This window comes from Bradyrhizobium sp. BRP19, from assembly GCF_020194195.1.
Classification (GTDB): domain Bacteria; phylum Pseudomonadota; class Alphaproteobacteria; order Rhizobiales; family Xanthobacteraceae; genus Bradyrhizobium; species Bradyrhizobium yuanmingense.
The window spans coordinates 25,621-43,336 of record NZ_JADYVZ010000009.1 but is presented as its reverse complement, the minus strand read 5'-3'; the positions used below and the strand labels follow the sequence as shown (position 1 = coordinate 43,336).

The following is a 17,716-nucleotide window of genomic DNA, read 5'->3' as shown; positions in this document are numbered from 1 at the left end:
CGTGGACCTCTGTAGCCTGATCGACCGCAACGCGGCGTTCGCGCCAGACAAGACGGCCATTGCCTTCGAAGGGACGCGGCTGAGTTATGCGGCATTCGCCGCACGCATCGAGCAAACGGCCACGGCCTTGAAACAGGCGCTTGGCGTCGGCCGCGGCGATCGCGTCGCGATTCTAAGCCTGAACCGGCCGGATTATCTGGTTCTGCTTTACGCCTGTGCGCGCCTCGGCGCGATGCTGGTGCCGCTGAACTGGCGACTGGCCGTCGCCGAGCAGCTGTTCATTCTCAGTGATGCCGGCGCCAAGGTCCTGGTGCTCGAGCAGGCGTTTTCCGGAGTGCTTGCCGAGCTGGGGCAGACCGCGGCAGGGACATCCGTCGTCGGCCTCGACTTCACGCCGCCTCGCGGCACGGTATTCGAAGATTTGCTGGTCCGCGGTGACGGCACGAGCCGAAATCCACACACCGACCTCTCCAGCCCGCTGCTCATCGTCTACACGTCAGGCACGACGGGAAGGCCCAAGGGCGCGGTGCTACGCCAGGAGGCGCTGTTCTGGAACGGCGTCATGAGCCAGCACATGCACAACATGACATCCGACGACCACGTGCTGACCGTGCTGCCGTTCTTTCACGTCGGTGGCCTCAACATCCAGACGACGCCGGCGTTGCAGCTGGGCGCGACCGTCACGGTCCATGCGCGCTTCACGCCGGACGCCGCGCTTGCGGCCATTGAAGGGGAACGGCCGACACTCACGGTGATGGTTCCTGCGATCCTTCAGGCGGTGAGTGAGCATCCCGCCTGGGCGACCGCTGATCTTTCCTCACTCAAGGCCGTCGCCACCGGCTCGACCATCGTACCGCCGCACCTGATCGAGCGCTTCGTCGCGCGCGACGTCCCAGTGCTTCAGGTCTATGGCTCGACCGAAACCTGCCCGATCGCCGTCTACACGCGGCTTGGCGGCGATCTTTGGCGCGCGGGATCGACCGGCCTTGCCGGCCTGTGCTGCGAGGCAAAGGTGATCGACCAGGCCGGCGAAGAACTGCCCGCGGGCACGCCGGGCGAAATCGCGGTGCGCGGTCCCAACGTGTTCTTCGAATATTGGGGAAACGACGCCGCAACGCGCGAGGCGCTGCAGGATGGCTGGTATCGCACCGGTGATATCGGCCTGTGCGATGCCGACGGCTATTTCTGGGTCCGCGACCGAAAGAAGAACATGATCATTTCAGGCGGAGAAAACGTCTACCCGGCCGAGGTCGAGCGCGTCCTGCTCGAACACCCCGACGTCAGCGAATGCGCCGTGATCGGCCGGCCGGACCCGCGCTGGGACGAGGTGCCGGTCGCCTATGTCATTGCGAGATCCGGCTGCCGGCTCGAGGCGGACGAATTGAGGGCGCATCTTCAGGCGCAACTCGCGCGCTACAAAATTCCGCGCGAGATCGTCTTCGTCAACGACCTGCCGCGGACGGCGCTGGGCAAGGTCCAGCATTTCCTGCTGAAGCAGCTTGATGCGCAGTCACGGGCGCAAGGAGAAGCATCTTGAAGATCGCAGTTCTGGGTGGGGGAAACGGCTCTTTCGCGGCCGCGGGCGATTTTGCGCTGTCGGGACATGAGGTGCGGCTCTGGCGCCGCGATGCCGATCAGGTCGCGGCCCATCGCGCCGCCGGCTCGCGCATCCTGGTCAAGGATCACACCGGCCGTCATGACGTGAAGCTAGCGCTGGTCACGACCGACATGGCGGACGCCGTCGATGGCACGGAGTTGATCCTGTGCCCGGCTCCGGCCTTCGCTCAAGCAGATATCGCTCGCCTGCTCGCGCCGCATTTGCGGGACGGTCAGGTCGTGTTTCTGCCGCCAGCGACGTTCGGCTCGATGATCTTCGCCCAGGCGGCCCGAGATGCCGGCAACAATGCCAAGGCCAGCTTTGCCGAAACGGGCACACTCCCGTGGCTGACCCGCAAGCACGGACCCTTCGAGGTCGCGATCACCATTCGCGCCAAGCGGCTCCCCGTCGGCGTGTTCCCGCTTGACCAAGCGCCCCACGCGCTCGCTGTGATCGGACGCGCTTTCCCAGACGCGATCGAGGCGTGCGGAGACGCGCTGTCGGGCGCCCTGATGAACGCAGGCCCGATCATTCACCCGCCGTTGATCGTGATGAACGCAGGGCCGATCGAACATTTCGAGCGCTGGGACATTCACAAGGAAGGTACGCAAACCGCGATCCGCCGGGTCACTGACGCGCTCGACGCAGAACGCATCGCGGTGCGCGAGGCACTCGGCTACGGCGCGCCACATTTCCCGCTGGCTCACCATTACGCGAAGGAAGGCGAGATCTGGATGTATGGCCGCGGCTCGCACGACCGGTTGACCGATTCCGGTGATTGGCGCGAGCGGATCGTGCTGACAGAGCACCGTTACATGCGCGAGGATCTGCGGCTTGGGCTGTCGCTGCTGGTGTCCGTCGCGGGCCTCGCTGGCGTGGACACACCGCTGGCCAAAGCGTTTCTGTCAATCGGCGGCGCGGTCTGCGGCGAAGATTTTGCGCGAGGTGGCCGAACGCTCCAGACGCTGGGACTCGGCGAGCTCAGCAAGGCTGAATTGCAGACGCTGCTCCGCAATGGATTCTGATCAATGACCAGTCGCATCAATATCGCCTGTGTCGGCGCTGGCCGCATGGGCCGGGGCATTGCCGTTGCCTTCGCGTATGCAGGGCACAGGGTCACGATGATCGATATCAAGGCGCGTTCCGCGGAGGACTTCACCAAGCTGGAAACGGACGCGCTTGGCGAAGTCAGGAAGACCTTCGCCAGCCTGTCAAAACTGGGGCTGCTGACCGACGCGGATGTCGATCCGCTGATCGCGCGGGTCTCGGTGGTGCCGGCGAGCCGGAGCGGCGCAGCGTTGGCCGAAGCCGGAATGATCTTCGAAGGCGTTCCTGAGGTGGTCGAGCTCAAGCGCGAGGTGCTGGGGGCGGCGGCAAAGCAGGTCGGCCCTGAAACGATCATCGCGTCGACGACCTCGACCATCCTCGTCGACGATCTCTCGGGCGCGATCGTGAACCCGCGCCGCTTTCTAAACGTGCACTGGCTCAACCCGGCCTATCTCATCCCGCTGGTCGAGGTTTCGCCCGGCAAGGCGACAGACCCGGCCGTCATCGACGAGGTCAAGACGCTGCTCGAAGGCATCGGGAAGGTGCCGGTGGTCTGCGCCGCCACACCGGGTTTCATCGTCCCGCGCATCCAGGCGCTGGCAATGAACGAGGCCGCGCGCATGGTCGAGGAAGGCGTCGCCAGCGCCGAAGAGATCGACAAGGCGATCCGTTACGGCTTCGGCTTCCGCTATGCCGTGCTCGGGCTGCTCGAATTCATCGATTGGGGCGGCGGCGATATCCTATACTACGCCAGCCGTTACCTCGAAGGCGCGCTTGGTAGCGACCGCTATCGCGCGCCGGAGGTCATTTCCCGCAACATGCATGAAGGCCGGATCGGCCTGCGCACGGGCGTCGGCTTCCTGGATTACTCCGGGATGGACGTCGATGCTTATCGCGTGAAGCGGTTGCAGGCCATGGTCGACCTGCTCCGGCACTTCGACCTCGCCCGGCCGCCCGTGCTCGATCGCGGCTACCCGAAGACGTCCTGAAGCACGCCTTCGCGGACGACCGCAACGCCGTCGAGCTCGATCGTCGTTCCCATCATCGGCAGGTCGAAATGTCCGGCCGTGTAGCGCCCTGCAAATTCATTCGCACCGGTCGAGAACAGGAAATTGCCGGAAACGGCCCGAATCTCTGTGCCGTTGGTGTCGCGCTGGTCATACATGGATAGTGCCTCATAGCGCGCACCGGGATTCATGCCGAAGCCGACATGCGACACGGCATAGGCTTCGCGATCGCCCCAGGCGGCCAGATAAGCGCGCATCATCGCGGCATCCGTGCCCTCGCCTTCGAGTTCCACGACATAGTCGTCCTTCAGAGTCATCTTCACCGGCGAGGTCAGGTAGCGCTTGAAGGTCAGGTTGATGTCGCCGGGCGCCATCACCAGGGTGCCGTTGATGGTCCCGCTCTTGGGAAAGCTGACGACGATGCCGCCGGGCCAATGCGCGAGCGTGCCGGGCTTGTCGGTCCAGCCCCACACACCGACCGTCGACGCGCCGACCATATCGACATCGAGCGCCGTGCCGGCCTTCGAGGAGACACGCATGCGCTTCGTTCCGCGCAGCATTTTGGCCGCCGCACGAACACGCTTTTCGAGCGCGGAATCCGGCACCATGCGCTCCAGCGCTTCGGGATGCTCGTTGGAGATCACCAGGATCCGCGCGCCGGCTTTGAGAATGTCCGGCGTCTCCACCGCATGCATCAGTCCTTCGATGGTGCAATCCACGACGAAGCCGGCCTGCTGAAGCGCCGTGATCACTGGACCAAGCTTTTGGATCGCCTCGCTCGCCCCGGTGGAGCGGACCGGAACGATATGCCGGTTACGCGGCGTCGGCATCACCACATGAAACGGCCGCGCGCCCATCCGCAGCAGGGCCAGCTCCGCGAGATGGACGTTCAATGCGCGTGACTGGGTCTCCGACAGGATCGCCGCGGTATCGCCGGCCTTGACGGCGCATCGCTCAAAGATCTCGCAAAACGCATCGATCCATTTTGCCTCGATACGATCAGCCAGCATGGTTCTCTCCCGGTCTTCAGGATTCTTGTTAGTTACGCTTCGGGGAAGCCCCGGAGCAAGTACGAGCGCACGGCTCCCAGCAGGCCGTTCAAGATCAAGCCCAGCAGCGAGATCGTGATCAGCGGCACGAACATGTCCACGGCCTGGAAGGTTCTGGCCGCAGTCACGAGCGCGTGCCCCAGTCCGTCCGTCGACGTGATCATCTCGGCCAGAAACACCACGATGCAGGAAATGACAAGGCCAATCCGGCACCCGGTCAGGATCGACGGCATCGCTGCCGGCAGCACTACCTTGAAGAGAATTTCGTAGCGTGACGATCCCGCAGCCATAGCCGACCAGATCAGCTTCTGCTCGACGGTCGAGGCACCGTAATAGGTCGACAGCAGGATCGGGAAAAGAGCGTCGGCAGCCACTAATGTGATCTTCGATCCGTGGCCAAATCCGAGCAGCAGCAGCAAGGCCGGATAGAGCGCAACCTTGGGCAAAGGCGCCAATACGCGCACGATGGGCCGAACCACGGCGTTGATCGCCGGATTGGCGGCGGCGGCAATGCCGATGCTGACACCGAGCACGACAGCAATCGCGAAGCCGGCAAACAGCCTGATCAGGGTCGCCGCGATCTCGTGCTGGAACGTCGAGGTTACGAGTTGCTGGAGCAGCCTGCCGAAGACGAAGCCTGGCGGCGGCAGCAGAACTGCCGGCGCGAAGCCGAAAGACACCAAGCCTTGCCACAGCGAGATCACCAGTGCGATCGGAGCAATCCCAAGAGCGAAATTAGGGGAGAGAAGCCGCGACATCATGAGAAGCTCAGCGGCATGTCGAACTGTGGCTCGGACCAGCGCACGAGCCTGGCACGAACCCTTTCAAAAATCGCGTCGAGGCAGATTCCCATCGCTCCCACGATGATGATCATCGCAAAGACGGTTTCGTATTGGCCCATGTCGAGCGCATTGAACAGGATGTTCCCGGCGCCGGACTGACGGGCAATCATCTCGCTGGTGATCATCGTGATCAGCGCCAGCACTAACCCCGTACGACACCCCGTCAGAATTTCAGGCAGCGCCGCCGGCAGCACGATACGCACCAGACGCTGCACCGGCGAGAGCCCCATCGCAGCGCCCGACCACAGCATCTTCTCTTCGACCGCCTTGGCGCCTTCGAAGCTGTGATAAATCACGGGCAGGCTGACGCCGAGGAAGATCACGAGCGTCTTCGTGATGTCGCCGACGCCGAGCCAGAGCATGATGATCGGCATCAAGGCCGCCTTCGGCACCGGATAGATCACCATCAGCAGCGGATTGAAGAAGGCCGCAATCGCGGCGCTACGTCCCATCAAGAGGCCAAGCGGAATCGACACGAGCACGGCCGCGCCAAATCCCATCGCCATTCGCCGGAGCGAAGCAAGAATGTTGATCAGGGATTCCTTGTCGCCAAGGATGTCCGGAATCGCTCTCATCGCTCCAATCGCGGTCGGAAAGCTGTCATTCTTCAGCGCCAGTGACGCGACCTGCCACACCACCAGCAATCCGATGCAGGCGAGCACCGGGGCAGCGCGCTTGGTCATGCCGGCCGCCGACATCACGCGGGCGCTCCGGCTTCGTCGCTCTCGTCGAACATGCGCTCGATGTCGACGACGTACTTCTGGTAACGCGGATCGAGCAACAGCTCGTTGCGGCGGCGCGGCCGCGGCAGGTCGATGTCGATGACCTGCCGGATTCGCCCGGGCGATTTCGACATCATGACGACCTTGTCCGAGAGGAAGACGGCTTCGTCGACCGAATGGGTGACGAAAAGCACCGTCTTGCGGTCACGCTCCCAGATGTTCAGAAGATCGTTCTGCAGGCGCGTCCTCGTGTGCGCGTCGAGTGCCCCGAACGGCTCGTCCATCAGCAGCACTTCGGGATGGTAGGCAAGCGTCCGCGCCAGCGCCACGCGCTGCTTCATGCCGCCCGACAGCTCCTTGGGATAGAAGTTCTCGTAGCCCTTGAGGCCGACCATCTCGATCAGGGCCCGGCTCTGCGCTTCGGCCTCGGTGCCGCGAATTCCTTGCTGACGCGGCCCATACATCACGTTGCCGAGCACAGTCTTCCAGGGAAAGAGCGCAAATTCCTGGAATACCGGTCCGCGATCCGGACCGGGCCCCGTGATCGCCTGTCCCTTCATCTTCGCCGCGCCGCTGGTTGGACTGACGAAGCCGCCGACAATGTAGAGCAGTGTCGACTTGCCGCAGCCGGACGGACCAAGGATGGAGACGAAAGCTCCTTCCTCGATCGTCAGCGAAATGTCCGAAAGCGCAACGTGATTCTTGCGTGCCGAGGTTTTAAAGACCTGCGACACGCGGTCGATCTCGATGATTGCGGAAGCCGGGTCTTGTTGCGTCACCGGTCTCACCCATTCGCTCGATCTCGCAGATACTACCGTCATCCCGCCTTCCGTCCCACTCGCACGAGGATTCAGCGGCATCAGCTTAGCAAGAAGCCTGCCAGACAGGCTGTCACTTTCGCGCCCGTGCGGTGCGTCATTCGAACCACGGCCATTCTGCCGGGCCTTCATGCGTCACGGCTCCGCCCGGCGCCTGCCCAACCAGCCGCGCATATTTTGCCAGCGCACCTGCGCGGTGGCGAGGCGGGCGCGGCTTCCAATCGCGTCGCCGTGCGGCAAGCTCCTGTTCCTCGAGCAGGACATCCATCCGTCGATTTGCGGCATCAATCCGGATTCTGTCACCATTCCGGACGAGCGCCAGCGGACCGCCAACAAATGCCTCGGGGGACACGTAGCCGATGCACATCCCGCGGGTCGCGCCGGAGAACCGGCCATCGGTGATCAGCGCCACTTTTTCACCCATGCCCTGCCCGTAGATCAGTGCGGTGACGCCAAGCATCTCACGCATGCCAGGTCCGCCGACTGGCCCTTCATTGCGGATCACGAGAACCTCGCCCGCCTTGTAACTGCGGTCACGAACGGCTGCGACGCAGGCTTCTTCATCCTCGAAAACACGCGCGACGCCTTCGAAGAATTGGCTCTTCAAGCCCGCCACCTTGATCACCGCCCCATCGGGACAGAGGTTACCCTTCAGCACCGCGACACCACCGTCAGGCATGATCGGCGCGCGAGCCGTGTACACAACCTCTCCGTCGGGCGCGTTGGCCACACCGTACTCTTCGACAAGTGTGCGGCCGGTGATCGACAAGCAGCCGCCATCGATATGACCGCTCTGGATCAGCTCGCGAATGATGACCGCAGCGCCGCCGATATCGTAGACATCCTTCGCCGTATACTTGCCTCCGGGGCGCAGATTGCCGATCAACGGCGTCCTGGCAAAGACCTCCCCCACGTCATCGATGCTGAATGCAATTCCGGCCTCATTCGCGATCGCCGGTAGGTGCAGCGCGGCGTTGGTCGAGCCGCCCGTCGCTGCCACAATCGCCGCTCCGTTCTCCAGGGATTTCCGCGTCACGATGTCGCGCGGCAGCGGCCCGCCGCGGTCCAGCATCTCCATGATCAGTCGGCCGGCGCGTCGCGAAATCTGCGCACGCTCGGAATAGACACCGGGCACCATCGAGACGTTGGGAATGGTCAGCCCCATCGCCTCCGATACCATGCCCATGGTGTTCGCGGTGAACTGGCCGGCGCACGCACCGATCGTCGGCAGGCAGGCGCGCTCAATGCGCTCGAGCGTGGCGCCATCGATCTCGCCAGTCATGAAGCTGCCGACAGCCTCATAGGAATCGAGCACCGTCAGCGTACGTCCATCCACGCGCCCGGGCAGCGAGCTGCCGCCATAGATGAAGATGGATGGCACGTTGCAGCGGACCATTCCCATCATCACGCCAGGAAGGGTCTTGTCGCACCCGCCGTATCCGATCAGCGCATCGTAGGCCAACCCATGGACCACGGCTTCGATCGAGTCGGCGATCAGCTCACGCGAGAACAGGGAGAACTTCATCCCCTCATGATTCATGCTGATGCCGTCGGACACCGAAACAGTCGAGAACTCACGCGGTGTACCGCCGGCCTCCTCGATCCCGGTCTTGGCTGCAGCTACCTGGAAGTCGTGGGTCATGTTGCAGGGCGTCTGCTCACCCTTCATGCTGACGATGCCCACCATCGGCTTCGCAATCGCAGCGTCGTCGAGCCCCATGGCGCGCATGAATGCACGATGCGGCGCTCGGTCGAGGCCGTCTGTGGTGACTCGGGATCGCAACTTCTTCATATATGCATCTTCTTCGTGCAGCGTCCCGGATGGTCCGGAACGCCACGATGTTGGTTCGGTAATTCGCCCCGCTTCTATTGCAGCGGCGCGACAATCGACGGATGCTTGAACTGTGCGACATCCAGCTTCGGCAGCATTCCTGTTTCTGCATAGATATCCAGCATCTTCTGGATCGCCGGGAAGTTCGGCGCAGCACCCGGATCGCGGCCGAAATCATTGTCCTTGAGCAAGTAGGTCTCAAGCACCGGGATGGGGGCTTTCAGCACTTCATTGACGACCTTGAGAGTCTCCTCGCGGTTCGCGAGTGCCTTCTTCATGCCCGAGGTAATATCGCGGACATAGGCCTTGACCAACTCAGGGTTCTTGTCGACGAAATCGGCACGGCAGGCTTCCAGGATGTGCACGATGTTCGGCATGGCCTGGGAGAGCGAGAACAGCTTCCTTGTGCCGCCCTTTGCCTCCGCGCGCGCAGCAAACGGCTGGTTCATGTTGACCGCGTCGACGCGGCCTTGGCGCAGCGCGTCCTCGGAGACGGCAAAGCCGACCTCGACCAGCTTGATGTCCTTGGCCGGATCGACGCCATTCTGCTTCAAGAGCAGATTGAACGGCCCTTGCGTACCGCCACCGATCACGGAAATGCCGACGGTCTTGCCCTTGAGATCCGCGATTGTCTTGATGGGCGAGTCATCCTTGACGGCCCAGTAGACCGAGAAGCCGCCGGGCATCTCGAAAACATGCTGCGCGACGATATAGGCCTTGAGATTGCCGCCGACGACCCCATTGGAGAGGGAGAGCGGCGCCTGCGTCGCGCAGTCCAGCGCACCTGCCGCCAGGGCCTGCGTCATCGGCGCGGTGCCCTGGAATTGGGTCCATTCGATGTTGTAGGTCTTGCCGAGATTGGGAAACTCTGCCGGCCTGCGCATCATCCAGTACTTGGACTCCTCCGCAGGGATGGTCCAGCCGACGCGGATCGTCTGCTGCCCCCATGACGGGCTTGCGCCCGCGCTCACGGCGGCTGCCGCCCCCAAAGCCAGGATCCACTTCGAAACGGTTCGCATCGTGCCACTCCGCTGCTCCGGCGCCGACTGGCGCCCCCAACCCGACCGCCTCAAATGTTTCATGGTTCAAACAATCAGGCAAGCCATGCGAGGTGGGCGGTCTTGCCGGCAGATGGGCAATGTATGGTAAAGCGGCGTCTACGACAGAAGGAGGCAACCTATGGCTGACGACAGCAAGAACCGCACCGAGAAGCTCGGCTATCTCGGCCTCGGACTCATGGGAACGCCGATGACCCGACGCCTGCTGAAGGCCGGCTATCAGGTCGCTGTCTGGAATCGCTCGGAGGGCAAGGTGGCGCCGCTCGTCGAGGCTGGTGCCAAGCACGTGGTCACGCCGCGTGATCTCCTGGCGAGCTCGGATATCGTCTTTATGTGCGTAACGGATGCGGCGGCGGTGGAGGAGGTGATCTTCGGGCCCGAAGGTCTGGCAGCGGCCCCTGGCGCGGGCAAGCTTGTGGTCGACTTCTCATCGATCCATCCCGACGCGGCGCGCGATCTCGCGACGCGGTTGAAAGACGCGAACGGTGCGGGCTGGATCGATGCGCCGGTGTCCGGGGGCACGAAGGGCGCCGAGGAAGGCACGCTCGCCATCATGGCAGGCGGAGAAGCTGGCGACATCGAGAGGGTGCGGCCCTATGTGCTGGCCATGGCACGCAGGTTCACGCATATGGGCCCGCTCGGCGCCGGCCAGACCACAAAGCTGTGCAACCAGGTGATCGTCGGATGCGCAATGGCCGTGCTCGCGGAAGCAACCCGCCTTGCCGTGAACGCCGGAATTGACGCCAACCGATTGCCCGAGGCACTCGCCGGCGGATTTGCGGATTCCATCCCGCTCCAGCTGTTCGTGCCGCGAATGGTCAACGGCATTCACACCCCGCCGCTCGGCCACATCGCCACGATGCTCAAGGACCTCGATACGGTGGCCGACGTTGCACAGGCGACTTCGACGCCAGTGCCAATGGCCGCGCTTGCCGGGCAGCTGTTCAGGCTGGCGAAGGCCGCGCGAGGTGCGGACGCGGACGCGCTGGAGATCTACAAGCTTTCGGCGGCAGAGCGCAAAGCGCTCTAGGGGCGCATTACCGCCCGTTCTTGCGCTCATCGTCGGCCATGAAGCGACCGAACGCTCCTCGCGCAAAGAGCAGCGGCTCTTTCGCATTGTAGGTATATGCCTCGACCGCGCCGAGAAAGATCACATGGTCACCGCCATAATAGCGATTCACGGAGCGGCATTGAAAGTTGGCGACGCTCTCGGCGAGCACTGGAGCGTTGCCAAGGCCGGGGGTCCAGTCGACGCCGGTGAACTTGTCATCCGACGATTTTGCGAATTTGTTCGCAAGCGCCTGCTGCGAAGCGCCGAGAACGTTGACGCTGAAATGGCTGGCGTTCTGGAAGATGGTCAGGCTCGAGGAATAGACGACGAGGCTCCACAGAACCAGCGGCGGATTCAGCGAGACCGAGGCGAAGGAATTGCACGTCAGTCCGTACGGCTTGCCGTCGGGCGCTGCCGCTGTGATGATCGTGACGCCCGTTGCATAAGTTCCGAGCGCGTTGCGAAAGTCGCGAGGATCAATCTGCGAGCTGTCGCTCGCGAACTCATTGGCGGGATCCGGCGCGCGAGGCTGCTTCGGCAGGTCATTCATCGGCCGACCTCACAGCGTGAGATTCTCGGAGGGCAGGCCGAGGGCCACCCGTCCGTAGTTGGTCCCGGCCGCATCGAAGTTGAACGCGAGATGTGAGTTGATCGCGTGCGCATCGCGGAACTGCCGCTGTAACACGCCGCTCGTGAACAGCCCGCGAGCGCCGCTCGCGGCAAACAGCATCGAGACCGCGTCCGTGCACAAGTTCACGGAAAAGGATCCGTCGCGGCGATATCTGGTCTTGGTTGCCATGTCAGGAATATGGCCGCGCCGTGCGGCCTCCATGGCATCGAGACAGGCCGACCGCATGATCAGGCGCGCAGCGTCGATCTTGGCCGAGGCCTCCGCGATCTTGATCTGCGTGCTTTGAAAATCGCTCAGCTTGGCGCGGTTGTACGTCGAAATACGATGACGCGCGACCTCCGTATAGTCGTCGAGGCACGCCTGTGCATTCCCCAGCGCGACACCGGAGAGGACGTAAGGAAATAGCGAGAAGACAGGCAGCGTGTACAGAGGATTCGGATTGACCGCGCTTCCCGGCGTGGGGCCACCTGAGAGGTTCCCTACGGCGACCGTCATATGGTCAGCCACAAAGGCATCCCTGACCTCGACGTCGCAAGATCCTGTCCCACGCAGTCCGGCGACGTTCCAGGTGTCCAGCACCTTGTAATCGCCGCTCGGCAGCAGAAAGATTCGATACTCGATGCCGTCGGCATCGTCGTCGGAATAGACCACGCTCGCAAGCATATTCCATTCGCAGGAGGCAACGCCCGAGGAGAATGGCCAACTGCCATGCAACTGGTATCCGCCCTTGACCCGCGTGGCGCGTCCGGCGGGGAAAATGAACGAGGACGCGATCAAAGCATCCGGATTGCGGCCCCAGACCAGATCCTGCGCCTTCGGCTCGAACATGCCCAGCATCCAGTGATGGCTTGCCAGGTTGGCGAGATTCCAGGCGACCGACGCATCCGCCTGCCCGAGCAGCTCAGCGCAATCGACGAGAGCGACATAGTCGAGCTCAGCGCCACCAATCCGGGCCGGTTGCAGCATCCGGAACAGGCCGGCATCGTGGAGATCCTTTTCGGTTTCCGCCGGAAGATGCCGCAGCTCCTCCGTCCGTGCCGCCCGCTCACGGAGTCGCGGCAGAAGCGCCCGGGCCCTCGCGATCATTGACGCATAGATCTCACCGCCGGCTTGCAAGCCTGCGGGCTGGATCATGCTCGGCTCCTGGCCAGGCGCCATTCGTGTCCCTCGCTTTTACACCTTTATGCGGCGGGACCTTCGCCAAATCAAGCCGAGCCAGTGCCTCAAGTCGACCTTGGAGGTTTGACCGGGCCAAAGGCGCCCTTCTCGACAAAATCCGCGATCCGACGTTCGTTGTAGCCGAGCGTATTGTGCAGGATCTGCTTGGTATGCTCGCCCAACAGAGGTGCCGCGACCGGGTCGACCGCGGCTGTCAGGCTCATCGTAATCGGCGGCTCGATGTTGGGCACCCACTCGGCTGTCGGATGCGGAATCCGGTTCAAGCGATGGCGCTCGCGAGCCTCGGGGGCATTGAAGCCCTCCTCGACGGTCCGAAGATAGCCGACCGGGATATTGGCGAGCTTCATCTTCGTCATCCAGTTCTCGAGCGTATCGCTGGCGAAGACTTCGGCAATGGCTGCCCGCAGGAGCTCCTTGTTCTCCGAACGGGCTTTGCGCGTCGCAAACTGCGGATCGGTGATGAGATCGGGCCGATTCAGCACCTCGACCACAAGCCGGCGGTAGAGCCGGTCGTTGGCGCAGGCCATGTAGAGCGGCCCATCTGAGGCCTCGTAGACGCCGACGGTGGGAGATCCGCTCGGCGAATTGCCGAACCGGCCGGGATTTTCTCCGTTGATCAGATAGGCCATGCCGTAGAAACCGGTCATTCCCATCGCGACGTCGAACAGGGCAACTTCGACATGCTGCCCACGGCCGAGCCGCTCCCGCGCCAGCAGTGCCAGCAGGATGGCATTGCAGGCGGACATCCCTGTCGCCATGTCGACGATGGGCGGGCCGGTGCGGACCGCCGGGCCGTCGGCAAATCCGTTGAGCGACATGAAGCCGCTCTCCGCTTGCGTGATCGGATCGAAGCCTGGCCGGGAGGCAAACGGTCCGCTGCGTCCGTAGGCGGAGATCGAGCAATAGACCAGCCGCGGGTTGAGCGGCGCGACCGATTCATAGTCGAGCCCGAACTTCTTCATGACCCCGCTCGAAAAATTCTCCACGACCACATCTGCCTTGCGGATCAGATCCAGCGCGATCTCGCGCGCCTCCGGCACAGCAAGATCGAGCGCGATGCCGCGCTTGTTGCGGTTCAGGCTGAGAAAGGCGGCGCTCTCGCCTCCAATCTCCGCGTGCTCATAGGCGCGCGTGTCGTCGCCGCCATCGGGATTCTCGATCTTGATAACGTGCGCACCGTAATCGGCGAGCGTCTGGGTGCAAGCAGGGCCGGCCACCACGCGCGTAAAATCGACGACCAATAGACCATCGAGCGCGGTCGGGCCTCCTGTCCCATGCGAGGCACGTACCGGCAATTGAGGCTTGGTGGGCATCGATCGCGCTCTCCCTTACATCGGCTTATGGCCGCCGAATTTCCTGCAAGAGCAGACTTAAAGCCCGACGCCACCGACTTCGCAAGTCCCACGCCGACATCGCTTCAATACGCAAAAAGGACCCGGCAGCCCCCAGGCTGCCGGGTCCTCGGACGTTCCAGGCACGTACTGGTCATTAGATAGACGGCGCGTTCCATGCGGCGGCAAACCTGCTCAGTGCAGCCACTTCCGCCAATAGAGCGTATGCGCCCAGCCCCAAGGGGTCTCGGGCTCGAACAGCCGATAGCCCGACTGAATGAAGTTGTTCGCCGATACCGGGTTATCCGTCGTATCAGAGACGATGCTGTCCCATCCGATACGCCGTCCCCTCGCCTCGACCACACGCATCAATCTGCGTTGAAGGCCGCGTCCCCAATGCCGTTGCAACACGCCGACTCTGGAGAAATAGCCGCCATTTCGAACGTGCGTCGAGGGTACAATTCCGGCGAAGGCGACTGCTTCCTCGTCGTGATAAGCTAGCCACCACGCGCCAAGGTCGAACGTGGGCATCGCCGCGGCATCGAAGAACGTGAGTCGATGCAGATCAGATAGGGTTTCAGCAACGTCATCATCGGACGCATCGACGATACGAATTCTGTACATGAGCCACTCATTGCGCAGCAGATCTTGATCGGACGCGCGGCGACGTCACCGGCGCCATGAAGGCTCATTTGCCCAGGACCACCTTGACACCAAGCCAGACGGCACCCATCAGGCCAGTGGCAATCACTGTGATGACTGCCTTGAAGGTGTAGCTCTGGGCCTGCTCCACGCTCTTTCGCCACCTCCGCAAGTGCTGAAAATCGGCTCGCATCTCGCTGCCGACCCACCGCACGATCCAGATGGTGAAAGCATCCGCCGCGGCGCCGGCGCCGCCGATGTCGATGAAGGCACGCAACGGCAGCAGCGGATCCGCGGCAACTTTGCCGATCCGCCCTTGCGCGCGCGCTTCCGAGAGCAGCGAGGCAAAATAAGCACCCTCGAAGGCGCGTGCATACTCGCCTTCCCAGATGTGGTCGTAACGCTCCGGATAGAGCTTCTGGTCGAGCAACCGCTCCTCCTCGAGCACATCCGGAAACCAGGGATTGTCGCGCCAGTTCGCCTTCACGATCACGGCGCCATCCGGCTGTCGCCCACGCAGAAAATCGTCGATCGCATCGCTTTTGCGACGCGGATTCCAGCTCGACCAAAGCTCTGAGTCCTTGGCGCGGATCGTTGGCCGCAGCAGCGCGAGGCTGCGCGCGCTCAGGGATTGCGCCTCGTCGATCCAGGCGATGCGAAACCCCTCCAGGGATTTGATCGAGTCGGCCGTGTGATCCTGAAGCCCGCGGAAGATGATGAGCCCGTCGCCGGGCGTCTCGATCTTGTCGCTGAACAACTTGAAGCCGTGCCCGAGCCCGAGGCTTGCGATCTTGCCTTCGATCAAGCGCTTCGACGATTGCGCCAGCGTGCGCTGCGCCTCGCGAATGCAGACCGCGAGCGTGCCGCGCTCGGCCTGGCAGGTCTCGACCAGGAGCTCGCCGAAGAAATGCGATTTGCCCGAGCCGCGCCCGCCGTAAACGCCCTTGTAGCGCGCAGGCTTGAGCAGCGGCTCGAAGATTTTAGCGGTCGGAATTTTCAGGATGGACAATGGCTGCGCTCGCTCGCCCTAGGGCAGGCCGGTGCGCCTGCGCCACATCGCGGGCCAGTCTTCGTTTCCCGGGGCGTGGGATTGTCGTTGACGGAAACGAAGCATCAGGCGGAATAGCGGGTATCGGTGCGGGATCATTCGAGTCGAAAGCAGATCGATCGGACTTTCCGGCAGGCATCCTCCTCAAAACCCGGACATCTTTGGAACGGGACCGCGGCATCATATCCGCGTTTTGCAGATATCGCTTGTACTCCGGAATGTAGGCCGGCGCGGGAACTGGATCGAACGGTCCCAGTGCATCCGCAAACGCACCTGGGTCAAGAACATTACCTGCAAGATCCTTGATTTGATAATGGACGTGGTGGTGCCCTGGACTGCCCTTCTTGTCAGAAAGACCGGTATTACCCATCGTGCCAATCACCTGACCCGCCGCAACCACATCGCCGACCTTCACCTTCCGAGAGTTGGTATGCAGTATCTGGTGACGCAAGCCGTTATTGTCTCTGATCGAGATTGCCCCCCATTGATCATCACCGGCGCGCTCGACGACGCCATTCACGGGAGATCGCAATTCTGGGTGACTCGTGTTCAGCCGAGCACTTTGACCACCAACATAATTGAAACCGATGCCCCGGTGTGGGTTGCTTGATCCGCGTGGCCTGCCTGTCTCCGCGCCGTATGGACTCGTGACATGGGGCGAGATGCCCTCGACGGGCTGAAGAATGCGCCGCATCATGTCGTCCCACATTTGAATATCCTTTGCGGTAGTTGACTAACTAGTTCGCGTGCGGTGTCTTGATCGAGCCGATCTTGCGTGGCCGAGGAATGAGGGGCTGACATGAAAAGAGCTATCCGCCGCGTTCTCACTGCGGCCGCGACGGTCGCTCTCGCACTTCCTGCCTTCGCACAGGAACCACCTGCTCCGACATCCGACAAGTGGCGTCCCAAGGCCGGCGTCTATGCCGAACCTGGCAAGAACTTCCAGCTAGACTGTGATGAAAGTGGCGGCCTGACAATCGATCTCGGCAGGAAATCGGTCAGCGGTTACGAATGGAGCTGCAAGGTCAAGAAGATCAACGATCTCGGCCCGGGCTCGCTGAAGGTTGAAATGGTCTGTGACGATTACAATCTGGCGCAGAACCTCAACCCGCGCGATCCCAACTGGGATAGCAGACAATTCAACGAGATCATGTTCATCAAACAACTGGATGCGGCGGCGATCTCGGTCCAGAAAAGCCTGAACGGAAAGCTCAAGGATCCTCCCTGGCGCGCGGCTTACTGCCCTCTGAGTACACAGCGCGCGCTTGCTGAAGCGAGGCTAAGAGCCGAGGCAGAGGCCAAGCAAAAGGCCGAGGAAGCCAAGCGGAAGGCCGAAGAGGAGCTCGCTCTCAAGAGCGCTCATCCGCAAGATGGCGTCTACGCCGCACTGGGTGCCGATTTCGAGGACCGTTGCGCGAAACTCAGCGATACCGTCGTTGCGTTCGCCAAGAGGTCGATCGTTACGGCCTCGAACAAGTGCGATATCCGCCGGATGCGTGTTCAACTCCCAGACACCGTCAGGATCAACGCTACCTGCACCTTACAGGCGGCTTCCGGCCCTGACGCCGTCAGTGTGCAGGACCCGAGCACCACCCCGGACCGCGAGAACCTGATGTTCAAGAAGATCGACGACAAGACCGTCGTCCTCTGGATCATCAAGGACGGGCGCTTCACCGGTGACGGCCGAAAGCTGTCCTATTGCAGCGACCAGGTGCAGCGCGCCTATGCCGTGCAGCACAGGGCTGGCAAGCAGACCAGGAATTAGCCGAAGGCACCAACAAAAAACCCGCGCCGGATTGCATCCGCGCGGGTAACAGCAACTTCTGTCGATGATGCCATTCTGCCAGTGTTTTGCCCGACGGG

At 62.6% G+C, this 17,716-nt stretch carries 16 protein-coding genes and 1 pseudogene; 5 read left to right on the top strand and 12 right to left on the bottom strand.

Annotated elements, in window-relative coordinates; genetic code table 11:
* Window position 1 precedes the first annotated feature (1 nt).
* From I6F36_RS24810 to I6F36_RS24800, 3 genes are read left to right on the top strand one after another with little or no spacing between them, the layout of a single operon-like run.
* A complete protein-coding gene (locus I6F36_RS24810) occupies window positions 2-1,537 on the top strand; it encodes a long-chain fatty acid--CoA ligase (RefSeq protein WP_225133165.1) in 1,536 nt (511 codons plus the stop codon).
* Window positions 1,534-2,622 carry an NAD/NADP-dependent octopine/nopaline dehydrogenase family protein gene (locus tag I6F36_RS24805; RefSeq protein ID WP_225133166.1) on the top strand — a complete coding sequence of 363 codons (1,089 nt, stop codon included), beginning with the start codon at window positions 1,534-1,536 and terminating at the stop codon, window positions 2,620-2,622. The genes I6F36_RS24810 and I6F36_RS24805 overlap by 4 nt, the downstream gene beginning before the upstream one ends.
* Before the next feature lie 3 nt (window positions 2,623-2,625).
* Window positions 2,626-3,633: a 3-hydroxybutyryl-CoA dehydrogenase gene (locus I6F36_RS24800; RefSeq protein WP_225172397.1), complete on the top strand. Its 1,008-nt coding sequence runs from the start codon at window positions 2,626-2,628 to the stop codon at window positions 3,631-3,633.
* On the opposite strand, the gene I6F36_RS24795 is transcribed toward I6F36_RS24800, so the two are convergent.
* From I6F36_RS24795 to I6F36_RS24770, 6 genes are all read right to left on the bottom strand, one after another.
* Window positions 3,615-4,661 carry a peptidase M29 gene (locus I6F36_RS24795; RefSeq protein ID WP_225133167.1) on the bottom strand — a complete coding sequence of 349 codons (1,047 nt, stop codon included), beginning with the start codon at window positions 4,659-4,661 and terminating at the stop codon, window positions 3,615-3,617. The genes I6F36_RS24800 and I6F36_RS24795 overlap by 19 nt on opposite strands.
* Window positions 4,662-4,693: 32 nt before the next feature.
* On the bottom strand, window positions 4,694-5,461 hold the full coding sequence (locus I6F36_RS24790) for an ABC transporter permease (RefSeq protein ID WP_225133168.1): 768 nt from the start codon (window positions 5,459-5,461) through the stop codon (window positions 4,694-4,696).
* The gene (locus I6F36_RS24785) at window positions 5,458-6,243 is read right to left on the bottom strand and encodes an ABC transporter permease (RefSeq protein WP_225133169.1); all 786 of its coding nucleotides are present in this window, start codon (window positions 6,241-6,243) and stop codon (window positions 5,458-5,460) included. Before I6F36_RS24785 ends, I6F36_RS24790 begins: the two co-directional genes overlap by 4 nt.
* Window positions 6,240-7,085 carry an ABC transporter ATP-binding protein gene (locus tag I6F36_RS24780; RefSeq protein ID WP_050996053.1) on the bottom strand — a complete coding sequence of 282 codons (846 nt, stop codon included), beginning with the start codon at window positions 7,083-7,085 and terminating at the stop codon, window positions 6,240-6,242. Before I6F36_RS24780 ends, I6F36_RS24785 begins: the two co-directional genes overlap by 4 nt.
* Before the next feature lie 94 nt (window positions 7,086-7,179).
* Complete coding sequence (gene ilvD, locus I6F36_RS24775; RefSeq protein ID WP_225133170.1) at window positions 7,180-8,874, bottom strand: dihydroxy-acid dehydratase; 1,695 nt, start codon at window positions 8,872-8,874, stop codon at window positions 7,180-7,182.
* Between the two features lie 74 nt (window positions 8,875-8,948).
* On the bottom strand, window positions 8,949-9,932 hold the full coding sequence (locus I6F36_RS24770) for an ABC transporter substrate-binding protein (RefSeq protein WP_036007594.1): 984 nt from the start codon (window positions 9,930-9,932) through the stop codon (window positions 8,949-8,951).
* Window positions 9,933-10,092: 160 nt separating this feature from the next.
* Here I6F36_RS24770 and I6F36_RS24765 point away from each other — a divergent pair, with 160 nt between their 5' ends.
* The gene (locus I6F36_RS24765) at window positions 10,093-11,001 is read left to right on the top strand and encodes an NAD(P)-dependent oxidoreductase (RefSeq protein WP_225133171.1); all 909 of its coding nucleotides are present in this window, start codon (window positions 10,093-10,095) and stop codon (window positions 10,999-11,001) included.
* Between the two features lie 7 nt (window positions 11,002-11,008).
* Here the strand turns inward: I6F36_RS24765 and I6F36_RS24760 are convergent, their stop codons facing one another.
* From I6F36_RS24760 to I6F36_RS24735, 6 genes and pseudogenes are all read right to left on the bottom strand, one after another.
* The gene (locus I6F36_RS24760; protein WP_036007598.1) at window positions 11,009-11,572 is read right to left on the bottom strand and encodes a flavin reductase family protein; all 564 of its coding nucleotides are present in this window, start codon (window positions 11,570-11,572) and stop codon (window positions 11,009-11,011) included.
* 9 nt (window positions 11,573-11,581) lie between these two features.
* Complete coding sequence (locus I6F36_RS24755; protein WP_225133172.1) at window positions 11,582-12,787, bottom strand: acyl-CoA dehydrogenase family protein; 1,206 nt, start codon at window positions 12,785-12,787, stop codon at window positions 11,582-11,584.
* A gap of 89 nt (window positions 12,788-12,876) precedes the next feature.
* Window positions 12,877-14,145 carry a CaiB/BaiF CoA-transferase family protein gene (locus I6F36_RS24750; RefSeq protein WP_225133173.1) on the bottom strand — a complete coding sequence of 423 codons (1,269 nt, stop codon included), beginning with the start codon at window positions 14,143-14,145 and terminating at the stop codon, window positions 12,877-12,879.
* Between the two features lie 213 nt (window positions 14,146-14,358).
* Window positions 14,359-14,787, bottom strand: a complete 429-nt coding sequence (locus I6F36_RS24745; RefSeq protein WP_225133174.1) for a GNAT family N-acetyltransferase — start codon at window positions 14,785-14,787, stop codon at window positions 14,359-14,361.
* Window positions 14,788-15,241: 454 nt separating this feature from the next.
* A pseudogene (locus I6F36_RS39885) lies at window positions 15,242-15,814 on the bottom strand (PBSX family phage terminase large subunit); the annotation flags it as partial.
* Window positions 15,786-16,562 carry a M23 family metallopeptidase gene (locus tag I6F36_RS24735; RefSeq protein ID WP_225133176.1) on the bottom strand — a complete coding sequence of 259 codons (777 nt, stop codon included), beginning with the start codon at window positions 16,560-16,562 and terminating at the stop codon, window positions 15,786-15,788. The pseudogene I6F36_RS39885 and the gene I6F36_RS24735, both read right to left, overlap by 29 nt.
* A gap of 90 nt (window positions 16,563-16,652) precedes the next feature.
* Here I6F36_RS24735 and I6F36_RS24730 point away from each other — a divergent pair, with 90 nt between their 5' ends.
* Complete coding sequence (locus tag I6F36_RS24730; protein WP_225172396.1) at window positions 16,653-17,618, top strand: hypothetical protein; 966 nt, start codon at window positions 16,653-16,655, stop codon at window positions 17,616-17,618.
* Window positions 17,619-17,716 lie beyond the last annotated feature (98 nt).